Genomic DNA, 23,933 nt, shown 5'->3' with positions numbered 1-23,933 from the left:
TTGCGGGCCGCCAGCCAGTGAGTGCCCCGTTGGAAACGGCGGGAGTAGAGCTGCTCAAATTCGGGGAAACCTCACGGGTCATGCCGGTGGCGATCCCGAGCCAAGCCCGCCGGACGAATGTCCGGCGCGGAAGGTGTAGAGACTAGACGGGCAGGGCCTAAGGCGCAAATGGCGCTAGGGCCAAGGGATAGTCCAGACCACGAACGCCCAGGCGGGCGGCGGCGGAAGTCGAAGTGGTATGAAAATCTCCCGCCTTCGGGCTTCCCGGTTCGAGCCCGGGTGCAGGGACCATTCTTCGCATGACAACGCGGATGACTGCCCAAGGACGCCGCGAACGACTGATCACGGCAGCCCATGGGCGCAGTGAAACGCCGAGTTTCGCCAAAGCCACAAGTCTCTGGCGATGCTGCAGGCACAATGCGTCCTAGTGCCCCCCCTTTCATCGTGACGTCTGGTTTCGGTCACCCGCGCCGGAAAATATGGGATATGACGCAAGAAGGCCGGTCACGAGGACCGGCCTTCTTTGAATGACAACCGTGGTGCCGGTGAAGGGACTCGAACCCCCGACCCCATCATTACGAATGACGTGCTCTACCAGCTGAGCTACACCGGCATCAGGTTGTGCGGCGGCGGATAGCAGGTTCCCGCGAAAGGGGGAAGAGGGGCAACGTTTTTTTTGCCCCTCATTCCACGCTCTCAGCGGCGTCCGGCCCCACTGTCCTTGGACCAGCTTTCGCCCTCGGGCGGCTCGACATCGGGTCGCACCGGTTGCGGTTCGTCTGCAGTCGCGGGGGCGGCGGCAACCGGTTCGGGCCGTTTCTCATCGTTGGGTTCAGGCGGCGAAGCCTGCGGCTTTTCAGGGCTGCGATCCGTGCGCGACGGCGCGATCTCGACGAAGTCCTCTTCACGCGGCACCATCCCGGGCGCCACATCCGCGACCTCGACCCTGGCCTCCTTCTGCTTCACCCCGGTGTTCTCGGGCGCCGGTCCTTCGACGACAGGCTCTGTGGCTGCGCGGTCGTCCGCCTGATCGCGTTCCGTGCGGGCCTCGACGGTCTCGACAGTCTGGACCTTCTCGGATGGCTTCGGCCCGCCCACAAGCAGCGGCAGCATCTCGGCCCCGGCGCTGTTGACCGCGCCGCGTCTGGTTTCGGGTTCCCGCCATGTCAGCGTATCGAAGCCGCCACAGCTGTCGCAAACCGGTGCCCAGTCCTCCATGACATTGTGGCATTTGTCGCACACCCATTGCGGGCCGCGCGACGCCGTCAGGGCCTTGGCCAGCCAGCCTCGCACCACGCTGTCATCCGCCCCTTCGCCGCGCTCGACCGCCGCCATGATCGACAGCGTCCGCACCGTCGGATGGGTTTCGGCCAGATCCCCCAGGGCGCGGCGCGCTCCGGGAAAATCCTCGGCCGAAAGCAGAAGTTCTGCCTTCAGCAGCCGGGATTCCTCGTTCTCGGGGTTCTTCTTGATCAGCCGGTCGAATCGCTTCAGCCGCGCCGATGGCGTCTCATCGGGCACAATCTCGGCATAGGCGGCTGCCACATCAGGATGCGGGCGGACCGACCAGGTCTTTTCCAGAACCCGCGACGCATTGCGATAGTCCTTCTGCGCGACATAGCTGCGCGCGGCCAGAACAGCGGCGGGGATCAGGTCGGGCGAGGCACGGTTGGCCGAAATCGCGGCCTCGCGGGCGCTGATCGAATTTCCGGAAGCCAGCACCTCGCTTGCCTCCTGCAGGGCCAGCACGGCGTCGCGGCGCAGATGGACATCCTGGGGAAGTTCGCCCTGCTTGCGCTTGTCCTTCAGCAGCTTGCGCGCGCCCTTCCAGTCATGCTCGCGCATTTCCAGATCCAACAGCGTGTCCTGGATCTCTTTGTGGCGCGGTTTCAATGCATACGCCTTCTGCGCAAGTTGCAGCGCGGTCGCGCTGTCACCCTCGGCCAGTTTCTGCCGCATCAGCCCACGAACACCGACGAATCGGGTGCGATCATCCTCCAGCAACTGGCGATAGGCGGCACCGGCCTTCGCATCATCGCCAGCCACCTCTGCCGCCTGCGCCGCCAGAAGGTTGGTCAGATGGGGCTTGTCCAGGTATTTCGCGGCCTTGCTGGCCTTGTCCTGCGCCAGCTTTCCTTCGCCGGACGCCACGGCAAGCATCCCCTCGCCAAGTGCATCATACCCCTTTTGCTCGCGTGATCGGGCGAAATAGCGGTCGATGGCTGTTTCATCCCCCGCCAGAAAGCGAAGAAAGGCCAGTGCCAGCCCGAGGATCTTGAAGACCACCCATGCGGCAATCATCAGCACGATCAGGGCGATGATCGCCTTCAGCGGGCTCAGCACGATTTCGGTGCCCGCATATTCCAGACGCAGCGTCTGACCCGCATCCGACAGATGCATTGCGCCAAGCGCGATGGCCAGCACCGCGGCGAAAAAGAACAGGATCTTCAACAATGACAGAAACATGACCGGGCCCTCAGTTGGAATTGGCCGAAAGATCGGACAAAGCCGACTGTGCATCACGATAGGCATTGGCGCCGGCCATCCAGTCGGCCATTGCCGGGGCCGTTCGCGCGGCTTCAGACAGCGCCTGCATCTGGTCCAGGGCGGCGCCGATGCGGCCCGCCTCGACCTCGGAATTGGCGCGCGACAGGACGGCGTCGGCATCGTCGCCCTCTCGCGGGGCGACCGAACGCGCGCCGGTCTGGGCCCTCAGGAAATTGGTCAGCGGGTTGCCCCCGCCGGTGGTGCTGTCTTCGCGCAGCGAGGCGCGCAATGCGGCACGCGCGGCATCGCCGAAACCGGCTTGCAGACTGTCCAGACTGGGAACCTCGCGGGTCAGCGCATCCGGGGTGTCGATGCCCGCATCCTGCAGCGTCTGACGCGCCTGATCCGGGGTAACGCCGCGATCCAACGCCGCCTGCAGCGCCGAAATGGCCGCCACCGCCTCGGCACGGCGGGTGCTGTCCTCGGCCGCTTCTTGCAATTTCTGAGCCTCTTGCTGGGCGGCGGCGATATCGGTCTGCGCCGTTTCGGCGGCAGACTGGATCTGCTGTTCCAACGCTCCGGCCCGCTCTGCCAGCGCCTGCATGTTCTGCGCGGTCTCGGGATCAATGGTCGGCCGTGCGGCAAGTTCTTCGATGCGGGTGGATTGCTGTTCCAGTTGTTCCTGCAGTGCCTGGATCTGCGCGGCGGCCCGGGCGGCTGTCTCTGAGGCATCCGCGCCGGCATCCCCGTCTTCCTGTGGCGCGGCCGCCTCAGCATCGGCCAGTTCGCTGCGCAGCGCGGCGACTTCCTCCTGCGCGGCGGCACGGGCGGCACTGACGGCATCTGCGCGGATCGCATCGCTGTCGATCTGCGGTGCCACGGCTTCCGGCGTCTTATCGGGCAACCAGCCCGCCGGCAGGTGCGGGAGGGCCCAGATCGTCGCGGCCGCGCCCAGTCCGGCGGCAACGACCCCACCAAAGGCGACCGGCCAGAAGCCAGTTTTTCTGATCGTCACATTCTGTTGGGGCGTGGGCGCGGATGCAGGCGTTTCACGCAGAACAGCTTCTGCCGGCGCCTCGGTCACCGGGTTCGACTTCTTTCCTTCGGCAGGTTCGGCTGCCTTGGTCTCACCTTTGGCGGGCGTCGCGGCTGCGCTGCTGGTCGCCGTCCTGGGCTTGGCTGCAGGACGTCCCTTGCCGGCATCGCCGACTAGGGTCGACTCGACCGTGGCAATCTCGCCCCCCGTGGCGGCCGCAGCGGCACCGTCGCCCGACCCTACATCCTTCGCCTTCACTGTGCCGGGCTTCGCGGCCTGTCGCTTGCCGGCGGTCGGATCCTCGGCATCCTTGCCGGCCTTCGGGCCCTTGGGGTTGCTCGTGGTGTTCTTCTGGTCTGGTTTTGTCACGTCCTGTCCCCGTCATCTCATGCCACGGCGGCACAGCCGTCAAAGGCGTCTGCGCCAGCCTAATCAGGCGCGGCGCTCTGCTCAACCCGCTGTGATCACCATTGTTCCTTGTCTCGCCCCGAGACGAGGCGACGAATCGTCGCGACGACGCCCGGCGCATCGGGGTGCCGTGCGGTCGCGGACCGTGCCATCGGGCCAGTCCAGGCCGACAGGACCCCGGGTGCGATCGCGGCCAGCCACAGCGGCGCGGCTGCCGCAGCCGCCGCCTGGGACAGCAATCCTGCCGACCGGGCCGAAAGCAGCGGCACCACGACCGGATCGTTCTGCCTCAACAATTCCTGCGCCTGCTGCGACAAGGCGCAGGGCTGCTGGTCATAGACGATCACGCCTTCGACCGGCAGAGGACGCGCGACATGGACGCCGCGCGGATGCAGGGCGGCAACCCCCGCGGCGGCAATCAGGGGGGCAAGGCCCTCGGCATCGCCCGGACCTTCGATCACCTCGAAACCAGCCTCTCTGGCCACGGCCGCGCAGCGCGGCCCGACGCAAAAGGCCATGCGGCCGTTTGCCGGCCCGGCCGACGGGATCGCGTGGACCGACGTAAAGACCAGTGCGGCGGCGTTCGCCAACCGGGCCGCGTCGTGTTCGACCGGCACGATCCGCAGAATCGGGGAAATGACGGCCGGCAATTCTGGAAGCATCGCGGCCAGCCGTCGCGAATCCGCAATGGGGCGGGTCAGCAGAAGCGTGGGCGCCTTGCGTGCTGGCATTGGCATCCTCTCTGGCCGGTGCTACCTGATCAGGGGTAAGCGCCCCTTCCCCGCCCGGCAAGAGCATGGACGACCTGATTTTCCTTGGCATCGAAAGCAGCTGTGACGACACCGCCGCTGCTGTCGTCACAGGCGACAGGCGGATCCTGTCATCGGTCGTCAGTAGCCAGACTGACCTGCATGCGGATTTCGGCGGCGTCGTTCCCGAAATCGCCGCACGCGCCCATGCCGAGCGTCTTGATCTGGCCGTCGAACAGGCGCTGAGCGAAGCCGGGATGACACTGCGCGATCTGTCGGGCGTCGCGGTTACCGCCGGGCCGGGCCTGATCGGCGGGGTGATGGCGGGCGTCATGTGCGCCAAGGGCATGGCGGCGGGTGCAGGACTGCCGCTGGTCGGCGTGAACCACCTGGCGGGCCATGCGCTGACGCCGCGCCTGACCGACGGCGTGGCCTTCCCCTATCTGATGCTGCTGGTCTCGGGCGGGCATTGTCAGTTCCTGCGGGTGAGTGCGCCCGAGGACTTCACCCGCCTGGGCGGCACCATCGACGATGCGCCGGGCGAGGCGTTCGACAAGCTGGCCAAGCTGCTGGCCCTGCCCCAGCCCGGCGGCCCCGCGATCGAGTCCGAGGCCGCGCTTGGCGACCCGGATCGTTTCGACCTGCCACGCCCGCTATTGGACCGGCCGGGATGCGACATGTCGTTTTCGGGGCTGAAGACCGCCGCGCTGCGATTGCGCGACCGGCTGATCGCGGAACAGGGCGGCCTGCGGCAATCGGACCGGCAGGATCTGTGCGCCGCCTTCCAAACCGCCGTGGCCGATATTCTGGCCGAGAAATCGCGCCGCGCGTTGGCTGCCGGCCCGGTGCAGCTGCTGGCCGTGGCTGGTGGCGTCGCGGCGAACGGGACGATCCGGGTCGCGCTTGAACGGGTGGCACAGGACCATGGCGCGCGGTTTCTTGCGCCCCCCCTGCGGCTCTGCACCGACAATGCCGCAATGATCGCATGGGCAGGGATCGAAAGGTTCCGACTGGGACACCGCGACGGGATGGACCTGACCGCCCGGCCGCGATGGCCGCTGGACAGCCGCGCGACGCCGATGCTGGGCAGCGGCAAGAAGGGGGCAAAGGCATGAACATCACGATCCTTGGGGCGGGCGCGTTCGGAACGGCGCTGGCGGTGGCCCTGTCGGCCAACGGACCGGTTACACTTTGGGGGCGCAGGCTGGGGTCCGATCGTCAAAGCCCGCGCCTGCCCGGCGTCACGCTGCCGACCGCGATCACCCTGACCGAGGATCTGGACACGGCCCTGAAGGCGCAATGCCTGCTGCTGGGTCTGCCGGCACAGGCCTTGGGTGGATTTCTGGCCGACCATGCGGACGCACTGGACGGCAAGACGCTGGTCAGCACGGCCAAGGGGATCGATCTGACGCATCTGACCGGTCCTTCGTCGCTGATCGCGCAGGCCTGCCCGGCGGCGCATGTCGCGGTGTTGACCGGCCCCTCTTTCGCCGCCGATATCGCACGCGGCCTGCCGACCGCGCTGACCCTGGCCTGTGCAGATCCGCAGATCGGGCGGTCATTGCAGCACGCGTTGTCGACCCCGGTCCTGCGGCTTTACCGCACGACCGACGTGACCGGCGCGGAACTGGGCGGTGCGTTGAAGAACGTCATCGCCATCGCAGCCGGCGTCGTGATCGGCGCAAGGCTGGGCGACAGTGCCCGCGCCGCGATCATCACCCGCGGCTTTGCCGAGATGACGCGACTTGCCGTCCGACTGGGCGCCCGACCCGAAACCCTGACCGGGCTGTCCGGGCTGGGCGATCTGACGCTGACCTGCACCTCGCCGCAGTCGCGCAATTTCCGCTTTGGTCACGCGCTTGGCGAAGGGACCGCGTTCGACACCACGACCACGGTGGAAGGCGTGGCGACCGCCCGCGCCGTCGCGCGGCTGGCCGAACGGATCGGCACGGACATGCCGATCGCCGCGATGGTTGCCCGGCTTGCCGATGGCACGGTTTCGGTGGAAAAGGCGCTGGAAGACTTGATGAACCGCCCGCTGAAGGAGGAATGATGCCGCTTTTCGCCGTGATCTGCCGGGACAAGCCCGGCGCGCTTCAGACCCGTCTGGAGACCCGCGAGGCCCATCTGGCCTATATTGAGGCCACTGGCATCGTCCGCATGGCCGGGCCGCTGATCGAAGGCGGTGAAATGCGCGGTTCGCTGATCATCCTCGAGGCCGGTGATCTTGCGTCAGCGCAAGACTGGGCCGCCAGCGATCCCTACAAGACCGCCGGTCTGTTCGACAGTGTCGAGGTGATCGAATGGAAGAAGGTGATCGGCTGATGGCCTACTGGCTGTTTAAATCCGAACCCGACGTGTTCGGCTGGGACGACCTGATCGCCAAGGGCGAGCAGGGCGAACAATGGGACGGCGTCCGCAACTATCAGGCGCGCAACAACATGCGCGCCATGAGGAAGGGCGAACTGGGGCTGTTCTATCATTCCAATATCGGCAAGGAGGCCGTCGGCATCGTCAAGGTGATCGCCGAAGCGCATCCGGATTCGACTGCCGCCGATCCGAAATGGGAATGCGTGGATGTGAAGGCGGTGAAGCCCCTGCCCCGCCCCGTCTCTCTGGATCAGGCGAAGGAAGAACCGCGCCTGAAGGATATGGTGCTGGTCAACAACAGCCGCCTGTCTGTCCAACCTGTGACCGAAGAGGAATGGGCAGTGGTGATGGAATTGGCCGGGCTGTAGCCGCCTTAGCCCCGCGCACTCCGGCCTGTCCGGACGCCCCCATCCGCATCCCCCCGCAGATCAAAGGGTTCCGGCCGCCAACGACCGGAACCCTTCACCTCACGGCACGCCCCACACCAACGCGCACCGCCGCAGGTTCCGGATCCGGCCTTCTGGCCCGATCTGGTTGAACGATACCCGCAGGCAGCGCGGCTGTGAAATCCAAAGCCCGCAGGGTTTTAGACAAACCCGCTTCATCTTGCTGCGCTGCCGCGTTAGGCTTTGCACATTCCGACAGCCAGGAGGCCACATGAGCCAGCGTCTTCACCTTGTCTTCGGCGGCGAACTGATCGACCCGCAATCCACCCAGTTCCGCAGCACCGACGACATTCATATCGTCGGCATCTTCCCGAACTACGAAACCGCCTACAACGCCTGGAAATCCGAGGCGCAGCGGACCGTGGACAGTGCTCATACGCGATATTTCATCGCGCATCTTCACAGGCTGCGGGACGAGGAAACCGAAGTCAGCCCGACCGAGGAACTGGGCGACTGATGGCAATGTCCGGGTTGGGCAGGCTGGGTCTGTGGCTGCACTTGCGTGGCACGGCCCAGACGGACGCGGCCCGGATATCCTTGCCCGAAGGCAGCGGGCCGGTTCTGATCACGCATGTTTCTGCAGATGCACAGCGGGCGGCAGCGCAGGTCGAAGCACGACTGATCAGCAGCCGGCCCACCCTGCGGATCCTGAGGCTTGGAGATGACGGCAATTCCGGTCCCGGCACCGACATCCACGCCGCGCGGGCCTTGCTGGATGCGGCCAAGCCCGATGCGATGCTGCTGCTGGGAACGGACCTGCCCGCCGCGCTGATCGCGGCTGCCGCGCAGCGTGACCTGCCGATGATCCTGGGCGAGGCACGGCTGGACGGACCCGTCGGAAGATGGGGCCTGCGCGGCGCAATGCAACGCCAATTGCTTGCCAGCATGCGCGCCGTCCTGGTGACCGACCCGGCAAGCCATAGGAACGCGATAAGGATGGGCGCCGATCCGTCCCGCGTCGTGATGACCGGCACCGTGGCCGAGATCCGTGAACCCCTTGGTTGCACCGAGGCCGAACGAGAGGGCTTTGCGGAGCTGCTGCATGGCCGTCACGCCTGGCTTGCAGCAGCTGTCCCCGAGGCCGAGGAACAGGCCGTGCTGAACGCGCATCGGGCGGCGATGCGGCAATCACATCGCGCGCTGCTGTTTTTGTCGCCGCGTGACACGTCCCGCATCGACGTGCTGGCCGAAACGGTCGAGGCACAGGGTTTGCTAACCGGGCGACGCACCAGGGACGAGGAACCGACCGATGAGATTCATGTGATGATTACCGATGGCACGACCGAGATGGGCTTGTGGTATCGCCTTGCCCCGGTGACCTATATGGGCGGCACATTGTCGGGCGACGATGCCACGGCACGCCATCCTTTCGAACCCGCCGCGCTGGGATCGGCGATCGTGCATGGCCCCGCGACCTCGCGCCACCAGACGGAATGGCAGCAACTGGACGGCGCCGGCGCGGCGCGGCTGGTCGCGGACGCGGACGGGCTGGCCACGGCCATTGCGGAACTGACCCAGCCCGATCTGGTCGCGGCGCTGGCAAGCAGTGCCTGGACGGTCAGCACGGGCGGCGCCGATGTCGCGATCCGTATCGCGGCGCCGGTTCTCGATGCCCTGCAAGGTGTCCGCGCATGAGACGTGCCCCCGGATTCTGGTATCGCACCCCCCCCACGGTCGCGGCCCGCATCCTGTCGCCGCTTGGGGCGATCTACGCCCAGGCCACGGCCCGCCGTCTGTCGCAGGGACCGCGGGAACGGGTTGGCGTGCCGGTGATCTGCGTCGGCAATCTGAATGCGGGTGGCACCGGAAAGACCCCGACAGTCATTCATCTGCAGCAACATCTAGAACAGAAGGGCATTGCCGCCCATGTCGTCTCGCGCGGCTATGGCGGGTCCGCCAAGGGTCCGATGCGCGTCAACGAACGTCAGCACGATGCCGCGGAAACCGGCGACGAACCCTTGCTGATGTCGGCTTTCGGCCCCGTCTGGGTTGCCGACGACCGGGCGGCGGGCGCACGGGCCGCCGCGGCCGCGGGCGCCGAGACAATCATCCTGGACGACGGATTTCAGGATCCTGCGCTGGCGCATGACCTGTCGATCCTGGTGGTCGATGCCGCGAAAGGCTTTGGCAATAATCTGTGCCTACCCGCCGGCCCCCTGCGCGAACCCGTGGCAGCCGGGCTGGCCCGCGCCAATCTGCTGCTAAGCATAGGCCCTGCCGAAGCGCAGGCACGCTTTGCGCCTCCGGAAGGCGCGCCGCCGCATCTTCGCGGCGATCTGGCGCCGTTGCAGACGGGCATCGACTGGACCGGGCATCGCGTTCTGGCCTTCGCCGGGATAGGCCACCCCGAGAAATTCTTCGCGACGCTGCAAGGCCTTGGGGCCGAACTTGTTCGCGGCGAATCGCTGGATGACCACCAAAGCTTCACGCCTGCCCTGCTGACCCGCCTAGAAGCCGAGGCACGGGCCAGGGGCGCGCAATTGGTGACCACCGAAAAAGACGCCGTGCGGCTGCCCTTGGCGTTCCGTCCAAAGGTTCTGGCGCTGCCCGTCAGGTTGCGCATCGCGGATCACGGGGCGCTGCACGATGCCTTGTCGAAGCTGTTTCCCCGATCAGACCAAGACAGCTGAGGCGCAGTTTACAGTGGCTTGGGCGTCCTGCCTGGCAGCCCAGCACAACCATCCGCAGATTGCGCGGCCGTGGCTCTACCCGCCCGTCGGTTTCGCAAGGGTCTTTGCAATTCGGCAATCAGTGCCGATATAGAGGCGCGAAGCCCCGCGCGGTCCCGCACCGCACCGACCGCCATGAAAGGACCGACATGTCCCGTAACGCCATGCAGAGGCTAAGCTTTTATCTTCTGGTGCTGCTGACGCTGTACGCGTCGCTTGCCGGTGCGGCCTGAGGGCGGACGCATGGCAACGCGTTTCGGTGGTCGTTTTTCACCCGACATGCCGCGGGATCAGCGCCGCGCCCCACCCGGTCCGATGCGGCACCGGCTGGCATCGCGTCCGAAATGGGTGACAATCGCTGCCAGCCCGTTCCTGCTGACAGCATTCTTTCAGGCGCCGCTTGGCATGGTGACGGATCTGGCCGCATTCGGTGTCATCGCCGCCGCCATGTGGATGACGCGCGAAGGCCTGACCGCCGAGGCAGCCTATGACGCCCGCCGTGTCGCAAGGCGCCCCGCGATCCCCCGCAAGCTGTTCGGTGGCGTGCTGGCCGGTCTGGGCCTGGGTCTTGGCGCGGCCGAGCCCGGCGCGGTCGCGGGCGCATCCGTGATTGGCGTCGCCGGTCTTGCGCTGCACTGGCTTGCCTTCGGCGCCGATCCGATGCGTGACAAGGGAATGGACAGCGCCGACAGCTTTCAGCAGAACCGCGCCGCCCGGATGATCGAAGAGGGCGAGGCGCATCTGGCCGAGATGCAGGACGCCATCGCCCGGATCGGTGATCGCAGGCTTGAGGCCCGCGTGGCAATCTTCGCGGCAACGGTCGAGGATCTGTTCGACAGGGTCCGCGAGAATCCCGGCGATCTGTCCGCGACGCGCCGATACATGGGGGTCTATCTGATGGGGGCGCGCGATGCGACATCCAAGTTCGCGGCGCTGTATCCACGAACCCAGGATCCCGGCACCCGCGCCGCATACGAGACTTTCCTGGACGATCTGGAAAAGGATTTCAGCGCCCAGGCGGACAAACTTCTGGACGGAGATCGCAACGATCTTGAGATCGAGATATCGGTCCTTCGTGAACGCCTGATGCGTGAAGGGGTCCGCCCCGCGCCAGAGCCGGTGGACACCGACGACACCAAGACGCGGATGCTGCGCAGCGAAGATGCGCGCAAGTTCGACGAACTGATCTCGTCGGACCGCGACACGGCAAAATCGCGCCGCTAGACCCGAATGCACCGTTTCGCGCTGAAGATCGAATATGACGGCAGACCGTTTGCGGGATGGCAGGCGCAGGCCGATCAGCCCTCGGTGCAGGAAGCCGTGGAACGCGCGCTGGCGCGGCTGGATCGCGGTTTCGCTGAAGGCGCCCGTATTTCCGCCGCAGGACGAACCGATGCGGGGGTTCATGCCACTTCCCAGATCGCCCATGCCGACCTGCAGCGTGACTGGGACCCGTTCAGGCTGCGCGAGGCATTGAACTTTCACCTCAAGCCCGCGCCGATCGCGATTCTCGATACGGCCCGTACCGATGCAGATTTCCATGCCCGGTTTTCGGCGGTGGAAAGGCGCTATGTGTTTCGTCTGATCGCGCGACGGGCGCCGCTGACGCATCTGCGCGGTCTGGCCTGGCAGGTCCAGAATCCGCTGGATCTGGACGCCATGCGACAGGCCGCCGCGCATCTGGTCGGCCATCACGATTTCACCACGTTTAGATCATCGATCTGCCAGGCGAAAAGCCCGGTCAAGACACTGGATGAAATCGCCATCGACCGGCTGGAACAGCCGCACGGCCACGAATATCGCTTTCACCTGCGGGCACGGTCCTTCCTGCACAATCAGGTGCGTTCCATCGTCGGCACCTTGGAACGGGTCGGCGCGGGTGCGTGGCCGTCCGGGCGTGTCTGCGACGCGCTGGCGGCACGCGATCGCGCGGCTTGCGGCCCTGTCTGCCCGCCCTACGGCCTGTACCTAAGCGGCGTGCGCTATCCGGATGATCCCTTCGCCGCGACCGAACATTCCTAGGCACCCGGCCGCTTTTCGGGTCACCTGACTGCGGCGCCTTCATCCAGCGTGGACCAAAGGTCGCGCAGCCCCTGAATAATATCGATGCTGGCGACGAAACCCAGCTGTTCGCGTGCAAGCGATGGATCGCCACGGGATTCGCGAATATCGCCGGCTTTTGCGGGCGCATGAACGACCTGCGCGGCCCCCTGTCCCGCGATGTCGTCGATGGTCGCAGCCAGATGCAGCAAGGTCGTGCTGTTGCCGGTGCAGATATTATAGACATCCGCCGAAGACGATCCATCCGCCCTGTCCCTTGCGCGGATCAAGCCCTCGACGACGTCCGAGACATGGACGAAATCCCTGCTTTGCAGCCCATCCCCGAAGACAGTGTGCGGCGCATTCGACAATCTGTTGGCACAAAACCGCGAGATCACCCCAGCGTAAGGAGAGCGTGCATCCTGAAGCGGACCATAGATATTGAAGAACCTGAGGCCGACCGAGGGCATGCCGAAGACATGCGCCATTGCCTGCGCCTGATGTTCGCAAGCCAGCTTGTCCGCGGCATAGGGAGAGATCGGCCGAGGACGCATGTTTTCGTGGCAGGACTGGCCCGACAGATCGCCATAGACCGCCGCCGATGAGGCATAGACGATCGGCAGGTTTCCGGCCTGCTGCGCCGCATGCAGGACGTTCATGGTTCCCGACAGGTTGATCTGATGACCCAGGGACCAGTTCGAAATGCAGGATTGGACCGAGACAAGCGCAGCCAGATGAATGATGCCGTCAGCACGCGACGCCAGATCGGCGACCAGATCGCGATCCCGGACATCGCCCCGAACGAAACGGACAGCGGCCGGAAGACCTGCCCCGGTGCCGCCGCCTGACAGATCGTCAAGGACCGTTACTTCCTCGCCGCTTGCCAGCAGCCTGCGCACAAGATGCGTGCCTATGAAGCCCGCACCGCCGGTGACCAGCGTCCGTCGGTTCAAGATTTCAGGCTCTTCAATGTTCGCATCTGGGCGCATCCGCTATGTCGGTCGCAGGGGCGAAATATCGATCAGGTTGGCAAGACTGACAAGAGAGGATCCGCTCTGCAGGATTTTTCGTCCGCAGAGCGCCTAGCGGCGGCCATGACGTTTGGGACGCTCATCCTTGTAGACGACCACCCGCAATGTCTGCCACAGCACCCAGAGATCCAGCGACATCGACCGGTTCCGCTGATAAATCAGGTCCAGCTTCAGCTTGGTCGGCAGGCAGCGGCGGGCATAAGCCAGTTCAGTGGCCTTCGCGCTTTTGCAGCGCGCCAGGACGCGGTCTTCGTGGCGGTGATAGATCAGGGTGGCCAGGCCGGTCACGCCCGGACGGTTTTTCAACACCTGCGCATAGATCGAGGGATAACGCTCGACATATTCGCGGATGGTCGGGCGCGGCCCGACAAAGCTCATGTCGCCCTTCAGGATATTGAACAGCTGCGGCAACTCATCGATCCGGCTGCGGCGCAGAAAACGTCCAAGCGGCGTGATCCGCCAATGCTTGTGAGCGCCGGTCACGCCGAAATCGCCGTCCTGACGCAGCATCGTGCGGAACTTCAGATGTGTGAAGGTCCGATCTGCGGAACGCATGCGCGGGGCCGCGTAGAAGATCGGACGCCCTTGAACCAGAAGCAGGACCACCGCCACGACCACCATGACGATCGACAGCGGGACCAGCAGGGCCAGCGCGAGCGAGATGTCGAAAAGGCGCTTGGACAGCGGCATGTGTTCGCGATCCTGCGCAAACCCATGCCCGTCCCCGACGAACCACGTCATCTTGGGCGCGGCCAGAGCCGTCAGCTCTGCCGCTTCAGCCTTGTCCCAGTCTTGATGGATCGTCACGACGCGGTCCGTTGCCTCGGTTTCTGTGTCGAATTTGCGGTAGCATATTGCCCTGCGCATGGAAACAGCATCAGCGCGTTTTGCCGCAGTCCCTTGCGCGACCATGGCAGTTCGGCCACTGTATCGGCAAGAATCCCCCAAGAACGGCCGAAACATGCGCAAATTCCTGGTGCTTCTGGACGATAGCCGCGAATGCCTGAACGCGATGCGCTTTGCCGCGATGCGCGCCGCGAACAGCGGTGGCGGCGTGGTGATCCTGTCCGTGATCCCCGCCGACGACATTCAGCATGGCTTTGGCGTCGCCGACGTGATGCGCGCCGAAGCCCAGGAACGGATCGAGGCGCATTTCGAGGTTTTTGCGAAATGGATGCGGTCACGCCCCAAGGTCGAGCCCGAGCTGATCATCCGCGAAGGCGACCCGGCCGAAGAGCTGATCGCACAGCTTTCCGACGATCCGGAAATCGGCGTGGTCGTGTTGGGGCTGAATGCGGACAAATCGGGCCAGAACCCTGTGCTGACGCGGCTGCTGCGCGAAGCCGCGACTTTGTCCTGCCCGATCACCATCGTTCCGGGCGATATTCCCAAGGAACGGCTGGAGGCGATCACCTGAGTCTCGCGCGGCTTGACCTGTGTGCCACGCATCGCCATATCAGGTCCAAAGGAGCGCTGCCGATGTTCATTCAGACCGAAACGACGCCCAACCCCGCCACGCTGAAATTCCTGCCCGGAGAAACCGTTCTGGACAACGGGACGGCCGATTTCCCCAGCGCAGATGCCGGCGCCGTGTCACCGCTTGCCCGACGCATCTTCGCGGTCGAGGGTGTGAACGGCGTTTTTCTGGGACGCGATTTCGTGACCGTCACCAAGGCTGACGAACTGCCCTGGGATCACCTGAAGCCTTCGGTTCTGGGTGCGATCATGGAGCATTTCCAATCCGGAGCGCCGGCAATCGAAGGTGGTGCGCCCGACAGTTCGGGCCATGCCGATCACGATGGCCCGGATGCCGAGATCGTGGTGCAGATCAAGGAATTGCTGGATACGCGCGTGCGCCCCGCGGTCGCGCAGGATGGTGGCGACATCACCTTCCACGGCTTTGATCGCGGTGTGGTTTACCTGCATATGCAAGGCGCCTGCGCGGGCTGTCCGTCCTCGACGCTGACGCTGAAGATGGGGATCGAGAACCTGCTGCGCCACTATATTCCAGAGGTGGTCGAGGTCAGGCCCGTTGCCTGACCCTGTCTGCCTTGGCTTTGACACATCGGCCGCGCATTGCGCGGCCGCTTTGCTGCGTGGCGACCGGGTTCTGGGCCAACGCCACGAGGACATGGCCAAGGGTCAGGCCGAGCGGCTGTTTCCGATGCTTGAGGAACTGCTGTCCGAGGCAGGGCTGGGATGGCCGGATATCGGCGTGATCGGCGTCGGCACCGGGCCCGGGAACTTCACCGGCATTCGCGTCGCGGTGGCGGCGGCGCGCGGTCTGTCGCTTGCACTGCGCATTCCCGCAATCGGCATCGGCGTGACCGAGGCCACGGCGTACGGTCTGCCCCGCCCCTGCCGCATCGTCATCCCATCGCGCAAGGACCAGGTGATCTGGCAGGATTTCGGCATCGAGGCTGCGGAGTCCGGGACCGAGGGCCGGCCGCAGCAAGCTGCGACCGGCACGCTGCCGCCCGGCCCCGCGCCGGCTGCGCCGGCATTCCCGCTGGCCGTCGCCGTCGCTGCGCTGGCGCTGGAACGCCGGGCCAGCCCCGGCCCACGGCCCGCGCCGGTCTATCTTCGTCCGGCCGACGCCGCCCCGCCGCGAGAGCCGGCCCCCGTGATCCTTGACCGGTGATCCTTGAATGACGCCCGACGAACTTGCCGCGCTGCATGCAAGTTGCTTCACGGATGCACCCCCTCCCTGGAGCGCGCCCGAGTTTGCCGGATCGCTACAAGGTCATGGCGCGTTCCTTCTGCTGAGGCCGGCGGCGTTCCTTCTGGGACGCGTGATTGCCGGCGAGGCCGAACTGCTGACGCTTGCCGTTGCACCCGACGCGCGTCGGCATGGGCTTGGTCGCGACCTGACGTTGCAATTTGCCGCCACGTCACGCGCACGGGGAGCCGATGTCGCTTTTCTGGAGGTCGCCGAGGACAATCATCCCGCGCGCGCGCTGTATATCGGGCTGGGCTGGACCGAGGTCGGTCGCAGACGCCGGTATTACGGACCGCAAACCGACGCGCTGGTGATGCGAATTCGCCTGCAGGATCACCAAGAAGACGGTTGACCCCCTGTGGGCGATACGCCCTAATCGGGCGATCAGGCGGGCGGCTTGAATCGTCCGCGACAACAGGATGAGACATAGCATGACCTTGATGAAATCGCTGATGGCCGGCTGCGCGCTGACAACCCTCGCCTCGGGCGCCGCCATGGCGGACCCGGCCCTGATCTACGATCTTGGCGGCAAGTTCGACAAATCCTTCAACGAGGCCGCATATGCAGGCGCGACGCGGTGGGTCGAGGAGACGGGCGGCACCTACAAGGAACTGGAAATGCAGTCCGAAGCACAGCGCGAACAAGCGCTGCGCCGGCTGGCAGAGACGGGCGCGAACCCGATCGTGATGACCGGATTCGCGTTTGGCGACGTTCTGAACAAGATCGCCCCTGATTATCCGGACACGCGTTTTGCGATCATCGACATGGTGGTCGATCAACCCAACGTGCAGTCGGTCGTTTTCACCGAAGAGGAAGGCAGCTACCTGGCCGGCGTGATGGCCGGGCTGGCATCGCAGACCGATATCGTCGGCTTCATCGGCGGCATGGACATCCCGCTGATCCACAAGTTCGAATGCGGCTATGCGCAAGGGTTCAAGGCCACCAAGCCCGAGGGCAAGGTTCTGATCAACTATACCGGCACCACCCCGGCGGCATGGAATGATCCGGTAAAAGGCGGCGAGCTTGCCAAGGCGCAGATCAGCCAGGGCGCCGACGTGGTCTATGCAGCGGCGGGCGGCACAGGCATCGGCGTGCTTCAGGCGGTCGCGGATGCCGGAAAGCTGGGCGTCGGCGTGGACAGCAACCAGAACCACCTGCATCCCGGCAGCATGCTGACCTCGATGGTCAAGCGCGTGGACAATGCGGTCTACGATGCCTTCGTGGCAGGCACCGACATGGTCCCCGGCGTTAAGGTCATGGACCTTGCCGCGGGTGGTGTGGACGTCGCCGTGGACGATGCGAACAAGGATCTGGTGACGCCCGAGATGCAGGCCGCCATCGACGAGGCCCGGGCCGGAATCGAGTCGGGCGCGATCGAGGTCCACGACTACATGACCGACAACACCTGCCCGGTCCAGTAAATGGCCGCGGCGGCGCAACAGACGGGGGGGCGGCCGGATACGGCTGCCCCCTATGCCATCGAACTTCGCGGAATCTCGAAGGCGTTCGGGCCGGTTCAGGCGAACAAGGACATCGACCTTCGCGTCAGGAAAGGCACGATACACGGCATCATCGGCGAGAACGGCGCCGGAAAATCCACGCTCATGTCGATCCTGTATGGCTTCTACAAGCCTGATCGCGGCGAGATTCTGGTGAACGGGCAGCCGATCACGATCGCGGACAGCCAGACCGCGATCCGTGCGGGCATCGGCATGGTCTTCCAACACTTCAAGCTGGTCCAGAACTTTACCGTGCTGGAGAACATCATTCTCGGGGCCGAGGATGGGGGGCTTCTGCGACCGTCGCTGACCAAGGCGCGCGGCGTCTTGAAGCAGCTTGCCCAGGAATATCAGCTGAACGTCGATCCCGACGAAACGATCGATGAATTGTCCGTGGGCCACCAGCAGCGGGTCGAGATCCTGAAGGCGCTGTATCGTCAGGCCGATATCCTGATCCTGGACGAGCCGACCGGCGTGCTGACCCCTGCCGAGGCCGATCACCTGTTCCGCATCCTTGAAGGGCTGAAGGCCGAAGGCAAGACGATCATCCTGATCACCCACAAGTTGCGCGAGATCATGGAGATCACCGACAGCGTCAGCGTGATGCGACGCGGTCAGATGGTCGCCTCGGTCGAGACGGACAGAACCAGCCCCGAGGAACTGGCCGAGCTGATGGTGGGCCGCAAGGTCCTGCTGAATGTCGAGAAAGCGCCGCCCCAACCCGGCGCCCCGGTTCTGGAGGTCCGGAACCTGAAACTGGTCGATGACGAGGGCGTCGAACGTCTGCGCGGCGTCAGCTTCGACATCCGTGCCGGCGAGATTCTTGGCATCGCGGGCGTGTCGGGCAACGGCCAGACCCAGTTGCTGGAATTGCTGGGCGGCTTTCCGGAAAAGGGCGCGAAGGTCAGCGGCAGCATTCGCATGAACGGGCAAGAGCTGGACCTGACGGGCACGAAATCCGATGCGGCCACGCGCCGCGCGCGTGGTATCGGCCACGTCCCCGAAGATCGCCAGTCCGAAGGGCTGATCATGGATTTCGCAGCCTGGGAGAACGTCGCCTTCGGATATCATCGCGCGCCGGAGTATAATCGTGGCCTGTTGATGGACAACGCCGCCATCCGTCAGGATGCCGAGCGGAAGATGGAACATTTCGATGTTCGCCCCCGCAACCCCAACCTTGCGGCGCGCAATTTTTCCGGCGGCAACCAGCAGAAGATCGTCGTGGCCCGGGAAATCGAGCGGAACCCGGACCTGCTGCTGGTCGGTCAGCCGACGCGCGGCGTCGATATCGGCGCCATCGAATTCATCCACAAGCGCATCGTCGAACTGCGCGATGCCGGCAAGGCAGTCCTGCTGGTCAGTGTGGAACTTGACGAGATCCTGTCCCTGTCGGATCGCGTGGCGGTCATCTTTGACGGCCGCATCATGGGCGAACGGCTGCCCGATCAGACCACGACCGGGGAACTGGGCCTGCTGATGGCAGGCGTTACGGATACCGAACACCACGACGTCGAAGACGGCATTCCGCCAGCGCATGCCCATGTTGATGAACAGCCCAAGGAGCCCCGCTGATGGACAAGATGCCGAAATGGGCGGACGTGATCCTGACTCCGCTGATCTCCTTGCTGCTTGCCATGATCATCTCGGCGCTGGTCATCCTGGCGATCGGGGAAAGCCCGACCATGGCCCTGAAAACCATGGTGGATGGGGCCCTTGGCTCCAGCTATGGCTGGGGCTTTACACTGTACTACACCACGAATTTCATCTTCACCGGGCTTGCCGTCGCGGTGGCTTATCATGCCAGCCTGTTCAATATCGGCGGCGAGGGTCAGGCGATGGTCGGCGGGCTGGGGGTGGCGCTGGTCTGTCTTGCACTGCCATGGCCGCATTGGGGGATCGCCCTGCCTGCCGCGATGGTGGGGGCGGCGCTGTTCGGTGCGGCATGGGCGCTGATCCCGGCCTATCTGCAGGCAAAGCGGGGCAGCCATATCGTGATCACCACGATCATGTTCAACTTCATCGCCGCCGCGCTGCTGAACTATGTTCTGGTCAACCTGCTGCGTCCGGTAGGCAGCATGGACCCGGCCTCGGCCCGCTTTCCCGAAGGCACGCATCTGCCGGCGCTGACCGACATGGCCGCCGCTTTGGGGATGGAGTGGGGCCGCAACACCCCGGTCAACATCACTTTCTTCATCGCCATCGTGGCCTGCGTGCTGGTCTGGCTGCTGATCTGGCGCACCCGACTGGGATACGAGATCCGGGCGTTCGGACGTTCCGAGCCCGCCGCGATGTATGCCGGCATCTCTCCGGTCAGGATCACGGTGATCGCGATGCTGATCTCGGGCGGGCTGGCGGGCCTGATGGCCATCAACAACGTCATGGGCGAATCCGAACGTCTGGTCCTGAACGCGGTCGAGGGTGCCGGTTTCATCGGCATCGCGGTGGCGCTGATGGGCCGCAACCACCCGTTCGGAGTGTTCCTCGCCGCGCTGTTGTTCGGCTTCCTGTATCAGGGCGGGGGCGAGCTTGCGCTGTGGACCAGCATTCCGCGCGAACTGATCATCGTCATTCAGGCACTGGTGATCCTGTTCACAGGTGCGCTGGACAACATGGTGCGAATGCCGCTTGAGCGTCTGTTCCTGGCGATGCGCAAGCGGGGGGATGCGTGATGGATTTCGCCACGATCATCCAGATCCTCGACAGTGCCGTGCGGCTGATGACACCCTTGCTGCTGGCCTGTCTGGCGGGGCTGTATTCCGAACGCTCGGGCGTCTTCGATATCGGGCTGGAAGGCAAGATGCTGATGGCGGCGTTCACCTCGGCCTCAGTCGCCTTCGTGACCGGCAGCGCATGGCTTGGACTGCTGGCCGGCATCGCCGGGTCGATGGCACTGTCGCTGATCCATGGCTTGGCCTCGATCACCTTCCGGGGCAATCAGCTGATCTCGGGCGTCGCGATCAATTTCCTTGCGTCGGGCATGACGGTGCTTCTGGGCATCAAGATCTTCGGGCTGGGCGGACGGACGCCGGCCCTGACCGACGGCGGCAGGTTCAACGAGGTCACGCTGCCCTTCGCGGATGCGCTGCGCGACGTGCCGTTCTTGGGGCCGATCTATTCGGAACTGATCTCGGGCCACACGATCCTGGTCTATGTCGCCTTTGCCCTGGTGCCGCTGACATGGTGGGTGCTGTTCCGCACCCGCTTCGGCCTGCGGCTGCGCGCGGTCGGCGAGAACCCGGCATCGGTCGATACCGCCGGCGTATCGGTCACGCGGCTGCGTTTCGCCGCCATTGCCCTGGCGGGCATTCTTTGCGGGCTGGCTGGCGCCTATCTGGCCACCGGGCTGTCGGCGGGCTTCGTCAAGGAAATGACCGCCGGGCGCGGCTTTATCGCCCTGGCCGCACTGATCTTTGCCAAGTGGCGACCGTGGAGCGCGCTGTTCGCGACGTTCCTGTTCGGCCTGTTGGAGGCGATCGCCAACCGCTATCCCAACCTTGATCTGGGCATCGTCACGGTGCCGTCGATGTTCATGAACGCGCTGCCCTACATCCTGACCGTCATCATCCTTGCCGGTTTCGTGGGCCGCGCCATCCCGCCACGCGCGGGCGGAGAACCCTATGTCAAAGAGCGTTGATCTTGCCGCCCTGATCCGCGACAGGGCGGGCGACAAGGCCCCGGAATACGGGCTGATCCTTGGTTCGGGCCTTGGCCATCTTTCGGCGCAAGTCGATGGCACGGCCATTCCCTATGACGAATTGCCCGGATTTCCCCATGCAAGCGTGTCGGGCCATGTGCCCCAGCTTGTGATCGGCGAACTGGAAGGTCGGCGCGTCGCAGTTTTTGGCGGACGGTCGCATTATTACGAATCCGGGCGCGCCGACGCGATGCGGCTACCGCTTGAAACGCTGGCGGCGCTGGGAACCAAGAAGCTGATCCTGACCAACGCCGCCGGATCTCTGCGCCCCGACATACCGCCCGGCGGGCTGATGCTGCTGGACGATCACATCGCCTTCGCAGGAACGAACCCGCTGATCGGCGAAGCGACCGACGCCCGCTTCGTGCCGATGACAGACGCCCACGACACACAGATGCGCGACGCCTTCAGCGCCGCGGCACAGGCCGAAGGCATCGATCTGCCCGAAGGCGTCTATTGCTGGTTCTCGGGACCCAGCTTCGAGACGCCCGCCGAAATTCGCGCCGCGCGGACGCTTGGCGCCGACGCCGTCGGCATGTCCACCGTGCCGGAAATCATCCTTGGCCGGTTTCTGGGGCTGCGCTGTGCCGCCATATCGGTGATCACCAACATGGGCGCCGGGCTGTCCGATGAATCGATCAGCCATGACCACACAAAGGCCATGGCACCGATCGGCGCATCGAAACTGGAAACGGTGCTGCGCCGTTTCCTGCGCGACGCTCAGGACAGGTAACGTCCGAACCAGTCCAGAGTCCGCTGCCAGGCAAGTTCCGCCGCCGCCTGATCATAGCGCGGCGTCGAATCGTTGTGGAAACCGTGGTTTACGCCTTCGTAGATATGCGCTTCATAGGTCTTGCCGGCGGCCTTCAAAGCTTCTTCGTAGGCTGGCCAGCCCTCGTTGATCCGCTCGTCGAGACCGGCGAAATGCAGCAGCAGAGGGACCTCGATCTTCGGGACGTCCTCGACCGGTGCCTGCCGTCCATAGAAGGGCACCGAGGCAGAGAGTTCCGGATAGGCGACCGCCAGCGCATTGCAGACGCCGCCACCGTAGCAAAAGCCGACGCAGCCGACCTTGCCGGTCGAATCCTCGCGCGTCAGCAGGTGTTGCGCGCCCGCGAAGAAATCGTTCATCAGCTTTTCCGGATCGACCTGCTGCTGCAGTTCGCGCCCCTCGGCGTCATTGCCCGGATAGCCGCCGACCGAGGTCAGCCCATCCGGCGCCAGCGCCATGTACCCCGCCTTGGCAAGCCTACGCGCCACATCCTCGATATACGGATTGAGGCCGCGATTCTCGTGGATCACCAGAACCGCAGGCAGCCTGCCCTCGGCAGTGGAGGGCCGCGCCAGATAGCCACGCACCTCGCCATGGCCGTCGGGCGACGGATAGGTGATGTATTCCGGCAGAATGTCAGGATCGTTGAAGCTGACCTGCTCGGCCAGCGCATAATCAGGGCTCAGCATGTCCAGAAGGGCCGCTGCCGTCACCGTGCCGACGGTGAACTTCGTGGCACGATCCAAGAACTGGCGCTTGGTGATGCGGCCATGTGCATAGAAATCGTACAAATCCAGCAGCTCTTGCGGGAAGTCTTTCGCTGTCATTCGAGGCATCGGCTTCTCCCAGTTTGCTGGCGCAAGCCTACCCCCGAACCGTCGCCAAACCGGATCACAAACCGGCGACCTGCTTCATGCGCCGACCCAAGGGACAGGACCAGCCGTCCAATCCCCCTTGATCAGCGGGCCAGATCGGCCAGCGCCGCTTCGACCTGCCCGGTCGCTGCGTCCAGATCCTGCAGATCGTTCAGCGCCACGACGGCTTTCTCGCGTTCGGCATATCGCAAGCGGTGCTTGAGATATCTGGGATCATAATGATCGCGCATCAGACCTTCGGCCAGCGCCTGCCACGCGCCGGACGATGCCATCTTCTGCCATGCCAGAATCCGTTCTGCCGGATGCAGCGGCGCAAGCGATGCAAGGATCTCGGCTAAGCGGTCCGGATCGGCCACCAGATCGGCATAGTCATGGGCCGAATAGGCCGCGCGTGCATCGACGGGCACCTGAAGCCTGATCCGGGGGGCCGCGCAGATCGCCTGCCACAGCGCCTTCGGTATCGTGATATCGCCGATCCGGCTGCTTTCGGCCTCGACGATCACCGGACGCGCGGCGTCCAGCCCTTCAAGCTGCGCTGCAAGGCGACCCTCGAACAACTTCTGGCTGGGCTGCCCGCCCGGCATCGCCCCGAACAGGCTGCCACGATGGCGCGCCATCCCCTCGAGGTCGATGCATTGCGCCCCGCGCGCCGCCAATCGCTGCAGGATCGCGGTCTTGGCGCTGCCGGTATTTCCGTCGAGGACAACAACGGGCGCGGCGACGGGGCCATTCTGCACACGATCCACCACCAGCTTGCGCCACGCCTTGTAGCCGCCTTCGATCCGGTCCACGCGCCAGCCGATCTGTCCCAGTATGGTCGCAAAGCTGCCCGAACGCTGCCCGCCGCGCCAGCAATAGACCAGCGCCTTCCAGCCACCGCCGCGATCCGCCAGCGCTCCCGCGATATGCCGCGCCGCGTTCGCGGCGACCAGGGCGGCGCCGATCTTGCGTGCGTCGAAGGGCGAGGATTGCTTGTAGATCGTGCCGACCTGCGCGCGTTCCTGATCGTCCAGCACCGGCAGGTTGATCGCGCCCGGCAGGTGATCCTCGGCGAATTCCTGTGGTGAACGGACATCGATAATGTCGTCGAACCCCGCGAAGGCGGGGTCCGCGACGCTGGTCGGACGAATGGCCAAGA

25 protein-coding genes and 1 tRNA gene are annotated in these 23,933 nt (G+C 65.1%); 18 read left to right on the top strand and 8 right to left on the bottom strand.

What is annotated here, in order from left to right:
- Positions 1 to 537: 537 nt before the first annotated feature.
- From J7359_RS06635 to J7359_RS06620, 4 genes are all read right to left on the bottom strand, one after another.
- Positions 538 to 613 (bottom strand) — tRNA-Thr (locus J7359_RS06635).
- Positions 614 to 696: 83 nt separating this feature from the next.
- Positions 697 to 2,466 carry a heme biosynthesis HemY N-terminal domain-containing protein gene (locus J7359_RS06630; protein WP_209055841.1) on the bottom strand — a complete coding sequence of 590 codons (1,770 nt, stop codon included), beginning with the start codon at positions 2,464 to 2,466 and terminating at the stop codon, positions 697 to 699.
- Positions 2,467 to 2,476: 10 nt separating this feature from the next.
- Positions 2,477 to 3,892 (bottom strand): hypothetical protein, encoded by a 1,416-nt coding sequence (locus J7359_RS06625; RefSeq protein WP_209055839.1) that lies wholly within the window; start codon positions 3,890 to 3,892, stop codon positions 2,477 to 2,479.
- A gap of 95 nt (positions 3,893 to 3,987) precedes the next feature.
- Positions 3,988 to 4,662: a uroporphyrinogen-III synthase gene (locus J7359_RS06620; RefSeq protein ID WP_209055837.1), complete on the bottom strand. Its 675-nt coding sequence runs from the start codon at positions 4,660 to 4,662 to the stop codon at positions 3,988 to 3,990.
- Positions 4,663 to 4,727: 65 nt separating this feature from the next.
- Here J7359_RS06620 and tsaD point away from each other — a divergent pair, with 65 nt between their 5' ends.
- The 9 genes from tsaD (at position 4,728) to truA (ending at position 12,187) form a co-directional block, all read left to right on the top strand.
- The gene (gene tsaD, locus J7359_RS06615) at positions 4,728 to 5,795 is read left to right on the top strand and encodes a tRNA (adenosine(37)-N6)-threonylcarbamoyltransferase complex transferase subunit TsaD (RefSeq protein ID WP_209055835.1); all 1,068 of its coding nucleotides are present in this window, start codon (positions 4,728 to 4,730) and stop codon (positions 5,793 to 5,795) included.
- Positions 5,792 to 6,733, top strand: coding sequence for an NAD(P)H-dependent glycerol-3-phosphate dehydrogenase (locus tag J7359_RS06610; protein ID WP_209055833.1), 942 nt, complete (start codon positions 5,792 to 5,794; stop codon positions 6,731 to 6,733). The genes tsaD and J7359_RS06610 overlap by 4 nt, the downstream gene beginning before the upstream one ends.
- Positions 6,730 to 7,005, top strand: coding sequence for a YciI family protein (locus J7359_RS06605; protein WP_209055831.1), 276 nt, complete (start codon positions 6,730 to 6,732; stop codon positions 7,003 to 7,005). The genes J7359_RS06610 and J7359_RS06605 overlap by 4 nt, the downstream gene beginning before the upstream one ends.
- Positions 7,005 to 7,418: an EVE domain-containing protein gene (locus J7359_RS06600; protein ID WP_209056042.1), complete on the top strand. Its 414-nt coding sequence runs from the start codon at positions 7,005 to 7,007 to the stop codon at positions 7,416 to 7,418. Before J7359_RS06605 ends, J7359_RS06600 begins: the two co-directional genes overlap by 1 nt.
- 289 nt (positions 7,419 to 7,707) lie before the next feature.
- Positions 7,708 to 7,953 carry a DUF4170 domain-containing protein gene (locus J7359_RS06595; protein ID WP_209055829.1) on the top strand — a complete coding sequence of 82 codons (246 nt, stop codon included), beginning with the start codon at positions 7,708 to 7,710 and terminating at the stop codon, positions 7,951 to 7,953.
- The gene (locus J7359_RS06590) at positions 7,953 to 9,131 is read left to right on the top strand and encodes a glycosyltransferase N-terminal domain-containing protein (protein ID WP_209055827.1); all 1,179 of its coding nucleotides are present in this window, start codon (positions 7,953 to 7,955) and stop codon (positions 9,129 to 9,131) included. Before J7359_RS06595 ends, J7359_RS06590 begins: the two co-directional genes overlap by 1 nt.
- The gene (lpxK, locus tag J7359_RS06585) at positions 9,128 to 10,126 is read left to right on the top strand and encodes a tetraacyldisaccharide 4'-kinase (RefSeq protein WP_209055825.1); all 999 of its coding nucleotides are present in this window, start codon (positions 9,128 to 9,130) and stop codon (positions 10,124 to 10,126) included. Before J7359_RS06590 ends, lpxK begins: the two co-directional genes overlap by 4 nt.
- Before the next feature lie 282 nt (positions 10,127 to 10,408).
- Positions 10,409 to 11,389, top strand: a complete 981-nt coding sequence (locus J7359_RS06580) for a 5-bromo-4-chloroindolyl phosphate hydrolysis family protein (RefSeq protein WP_209055823.1) — start codon at positions 10,409 to 10,411, stop codon at positions 11,387 to 11,389.
- Positions 11,390 to 11,395: 6 nt separating this feature from the next.
- On the top strand, positions 11,396 to 12,187 hold the full coding sequence (gene truA, locus J7359_RS06575; protein ID WP_209055822.1) for a tRNA pseudouridine(38-40) synthase TruA: 792 nt from the start codon (positions 11,396 to 11,398) through the stop codon (positions 12,185 to 12,187).
- A 20-nt stretch (positions 12,188 to 12,207) separates the two neighbouring features.
- On the opposite strand, the gene J7359_RS06570 is transcribed toward truA, so the two are convergent.
- A complete protein-coding gene (locus J7359_RS06570) occupies positions 12,208 to 13,158 on the bottom strand; it encodes an NAD-dependent epimerase/dehydratase family protein (protein ID WP_209055820.1) in 951 nt (316 codons plus the stop codon).
- 129 nt (positions 13,159 to 13,287) lie between these two features.
- Complete coding sequence (locus J7359_RS06565; protein ID WP_209055818.1) at positions 13,288 to 14,043, bottom strand: sugar transferase; 756 nt, start codon at positions 14,041 to 14,043, stop codon at positions 13,288 to 13,290.
- Between the two features lie 154 nt (positions 14,044 to 14,197).
- On the opposite strand from J7359_RS06565, the gene J7359_RS06560 reads away from it, so the two are divergent.
- The 9 genes from J7359_RS06560 to J7359_RS06520 all read left to right on the top strand — a co-directional run bounded on the left by J7359_RS06560 (position 14,198) and on the right by J7359_RS06520 (position 21,881).
- Positions 14,198 to 14,653, top strand: a complete 456-nt coding sequence (locus J7359_RS06560; RefSeq protein WP_209055816.1) for a universal stress protein — start codon at positions 14,198 to 14,200, stop codon at positions 14,651 to 14,653.
- 62 nt (positions 14,654 to 14,715) lie between these two features.
- Positions 14,716 to 15,276, top strand: coding sequence for a NifU family protein (locus J7359_RS06555; protein ID WP_209055814.1), 561 nt, complete (start codon positions 14,716 to 14,718; stop codon positions 15,274 to 15,276).
- Positions 15,269 to 15,877: a tRNA (adenosine(37)-N6)-threonylcarbamoyltransferase complex dimerization subunit type 1 TsaB gene (tsaB, locus tag J7359_RS06550; RefSeq protein ID WP_209055812.1), complete on the top strand. Its 609-nt coding sequence runs from the start codon at positions 15,269 to 15,271 to the stop codon at positions 15,875 to 15,877. The genes J7359_RS06555 and tsaB overlap by 8 nt, the downstream gene beginning before the upstream one ends.
- Before the next feature lie 7 nt (positions 15,878 to 15,884).
- Complete coding sequence (locus J7359_RS06545) at positions 15,885 to 16,307, top strand: GNAT family N-acetyltransferase (protein WP_209055811.1); 423 nt, start codon at positions 15,885 to 15,887, stop codon at positions 16,305 to 16,307.
- Between the two features lie 79 nt (positions 16,308 to 16,386).
- Positions 16,387 to 17,376, top strand: a complete 990-nt coding sequence (locus J7359_RS06540; protein ID WP_209055809.1) for a BMP family ABC transporter substrate-binding protein — start codon at positions 16,387 to 16,389, stop codon at positions 17,374 to 17,376.
- Positions 17,377 to 19,026 (top strand): ABC transporter ATP-binding protein, encoded by a 1,650-nt coding sequence (locus J7359_RS06535; RefSeq protein WP_209055808.1) that lies wholly within the window; start codon positions 17,377 to 17,379, stop codon positions 19,024 to 19,026.
- A complete protein-coding gene (locus J7359_RS06530; protein WP_209055806.1) occupies positions 19,026 to 20,123 on the top strand; it encodes an ABC transporter permease in 1,098 nt (365 codons plus the stop codon). Before J7359_RS06535 ends, J7359_RS06530 begins: the two co-directional genes overlap by 1 nt.
- Positions 20,123 to 21,088: an ABC transporter permease gene (locus J7359_RS06525; protein WP_209055804.1), complete on the top strand. Its 966-nt coding sequence runs from the start codon at positions 20,123 to 20,125 to the stop codon at positions 21,086 to 21,088. Before J7359_RS06530 ends, J7359_RS06525 begins: the two co-directional genes overlap by 1 nt.
- Positions 21,072 to 21,881 (top strand): purine-nucleoside phosphorylase, encoded by an 810-nt coding sequence (locus J7359_RS06520; RefSeq protein WP_209055802.1) that lies wholly within the window; start codon positions 21,072 to 21,074, stop codon positions 21,879 to 21,881. Before J7359_RS06525 ends, J7359_RS06520 begins: the two co-directional genes overlap by 17 nt.
- On the opposite strand, the gene yghX is transcribed toward J7359_RS06520, so the two are convergent.
- Both yghX and mnmH read right to left on the bottom strand, forming a co-directional pair.
- Positions 21,869 to 22,756 (bottom strand): YghX family hydrolase, encoded by an 888-nt coding sequence (gene yghX, locus J7359_RS06515; protein WP_209055800.1) that lies wholly within the window; start codon positions 22,754 to 22,756, stop codon positions 21,869 to 21,871. The two genes, J7359_RS06520 and yghX, sit on opposite strands and share 13 nt — an antisense overlap.
- A 122-nt stretch (positions 22,757 to 22,878) precedes the next feature.
- Positions 22,879 to 23,931: a tRNA 2-selenouridine(34) synthase MnmH gene (mnmH, locus tag J7359_RS06510; protein ID WP_209055798.1), complete on the bottom strand. Its 1,053-nt coding sequence runs from the start codon at positions 23,929 to 23,931 to the stop codon at positions 22,879 to 22,881.
- Between the last annotated feature and the right edge of the window lie 2 nt (positions 23,932 to 23,933).

The sequence above is a fragment of the Paracoccus sp. R12_2 genome (genome assembly GCF_017744015.1).
Lineage (GTDB): Bacteria > Pseudomonadota > Alphaproteobacteria > Rhodobacterales > Rhodobacteraceae > Paracoccus.
The sequence above is the reverse complement of the archived record's forward strand: the minus strand, read 5'-3'. Positions and strand labels throughout refer to the sequence as shown.

Coding starts and splice junctions, on each gene's coding strand:
- J7359_RS06630 (WP_209055841.1), bottom strand. CDS start 2,466: ATGTTTCTGTCATTGTTGAAGATCCTGTTCTTTTTCGCCGCGGTGCTG.
- J7359_RS06620 (WP_209055837.1), bottom strand. CDS start 4,662: ATGCCAGCACGCAAGGCGCCCACGCTTCTGCTGACCCGCCCCATTGCG.
- tsaD (WP_209055835.1), top strand. CDS start 4,728: ATGGACGACCTGATTTTCCTTGGCATCGAAAGCAGCTGTGACGACACC.
- J7359_RS06610 (WP_209055833.1), top strand. CDS start 5,792: ATGAACATCACGATCCTTGGGGCGGGCGCGTTCGGAACGGCGCTGGCG.
- J7359_RS06605 (WP_209055831.1), top strand. CDS start 6,730: ATGATGCCGCTTTTCGCCGTGATCTGCCGGGACAAGCCCGGCGCGCTT.
- J7359_RS06600 (WP_209056042.1), top strand. CDS start 7,005: ATGGCCTACTGGCTGTTTAAATCCGAACCCGACGTGTTCGGCTGGGAC.
- J7359_RS06595 (WP_209055829.1), top strand. CDS start 7,708: ATGAGCCAGCGTCTTCACCTTGTCTTCGGCGGCGAACTGATCGACCCG.
- J7359_RS06590 (WP_209055827.1), top strand. CDS start 7,953: ATGGCAATGTCCGGGTTGGGCAGGCTGGGTCTGTGGCTGCACTTGCGT.
- lpxK (WP_209055825.1), top strand. CDS start 9,128: ATGAGACGTGCCCCCGGATTCTGGTATCGCACCCCCCCCACGGTCGCG.
- J7359_RS06580 (WP_209055823.1), top strand. CDS start 10,409: ATGGCAACGCGTTTCGGTGGTCGTTTTTCACCCGACATGCCGCGGGAT.
- truA (WP_209055822.1), top strand. CDS start 11,396: ATGCACCGTTTCGCGCTGAAGATCGAATATGACGGCAGACCGTTTGCG.
- J7359_RS06560 (WP_209055816.1), top strand. CDS start 14,198: ATGCGCAAATTCCTGGTGCTTCTGGACGATAGCCGCGAATGCCTGAAC.
- J7359_RS06555 (WP_209055814.1), top strand. CDS start 14,716: ATGTTCATTCAGACCGAAACGACGCCCAACCCCGCCACGCTGAAATTC.
- J7359_RS06545 (WP_209055811.1), top strand. CDS start 15,885: ATGACGCCCGACGAACTTGCCGCGCTGCATGCAAGTTGCTTCACGGAT.
- J7359_RS06540 (WP_209055809.1), top strand. CDS start 16,387: ATGACCTTGATGAAATCGCTGATGGCCGGCTGCGCGCTGACAACCCTC.
- J7359_RS06535 (WP_209055808.1), top strand. CDS start 17,377: ATGGCCGCGGCGGCGCAACAGACGGGGGGGCGGCCGGATACGGCTGCC.
- J7359_RS06530 (WP_209055806.1), top strand. CDS start 19,026: ATGGACAAGATGCCGAAATGGGCGGACGTGATCCTGACTCCGCTGATC.
- J7359_RS06525 (WP_209055804.1), top strand. CDS start 20,123: ATGGATTTCGCCACGATCATCCAGATCCTCGACAGTGCCGTGCGGCTG.
- J7359_RS06520 (WP_209055802.1), top strand. CDS start 21,072: ATGTCAAAGAGCGTTGATCTTGCCGCCCTGATCCGCGACAGGGCGGGC.
- yghX (WP_209055800.1), bottom strand. CDS start 22,756: ATGCCTCGAATGACAGCGAAAGACTTCCCGCAAGAGCTGCTGGATTTG.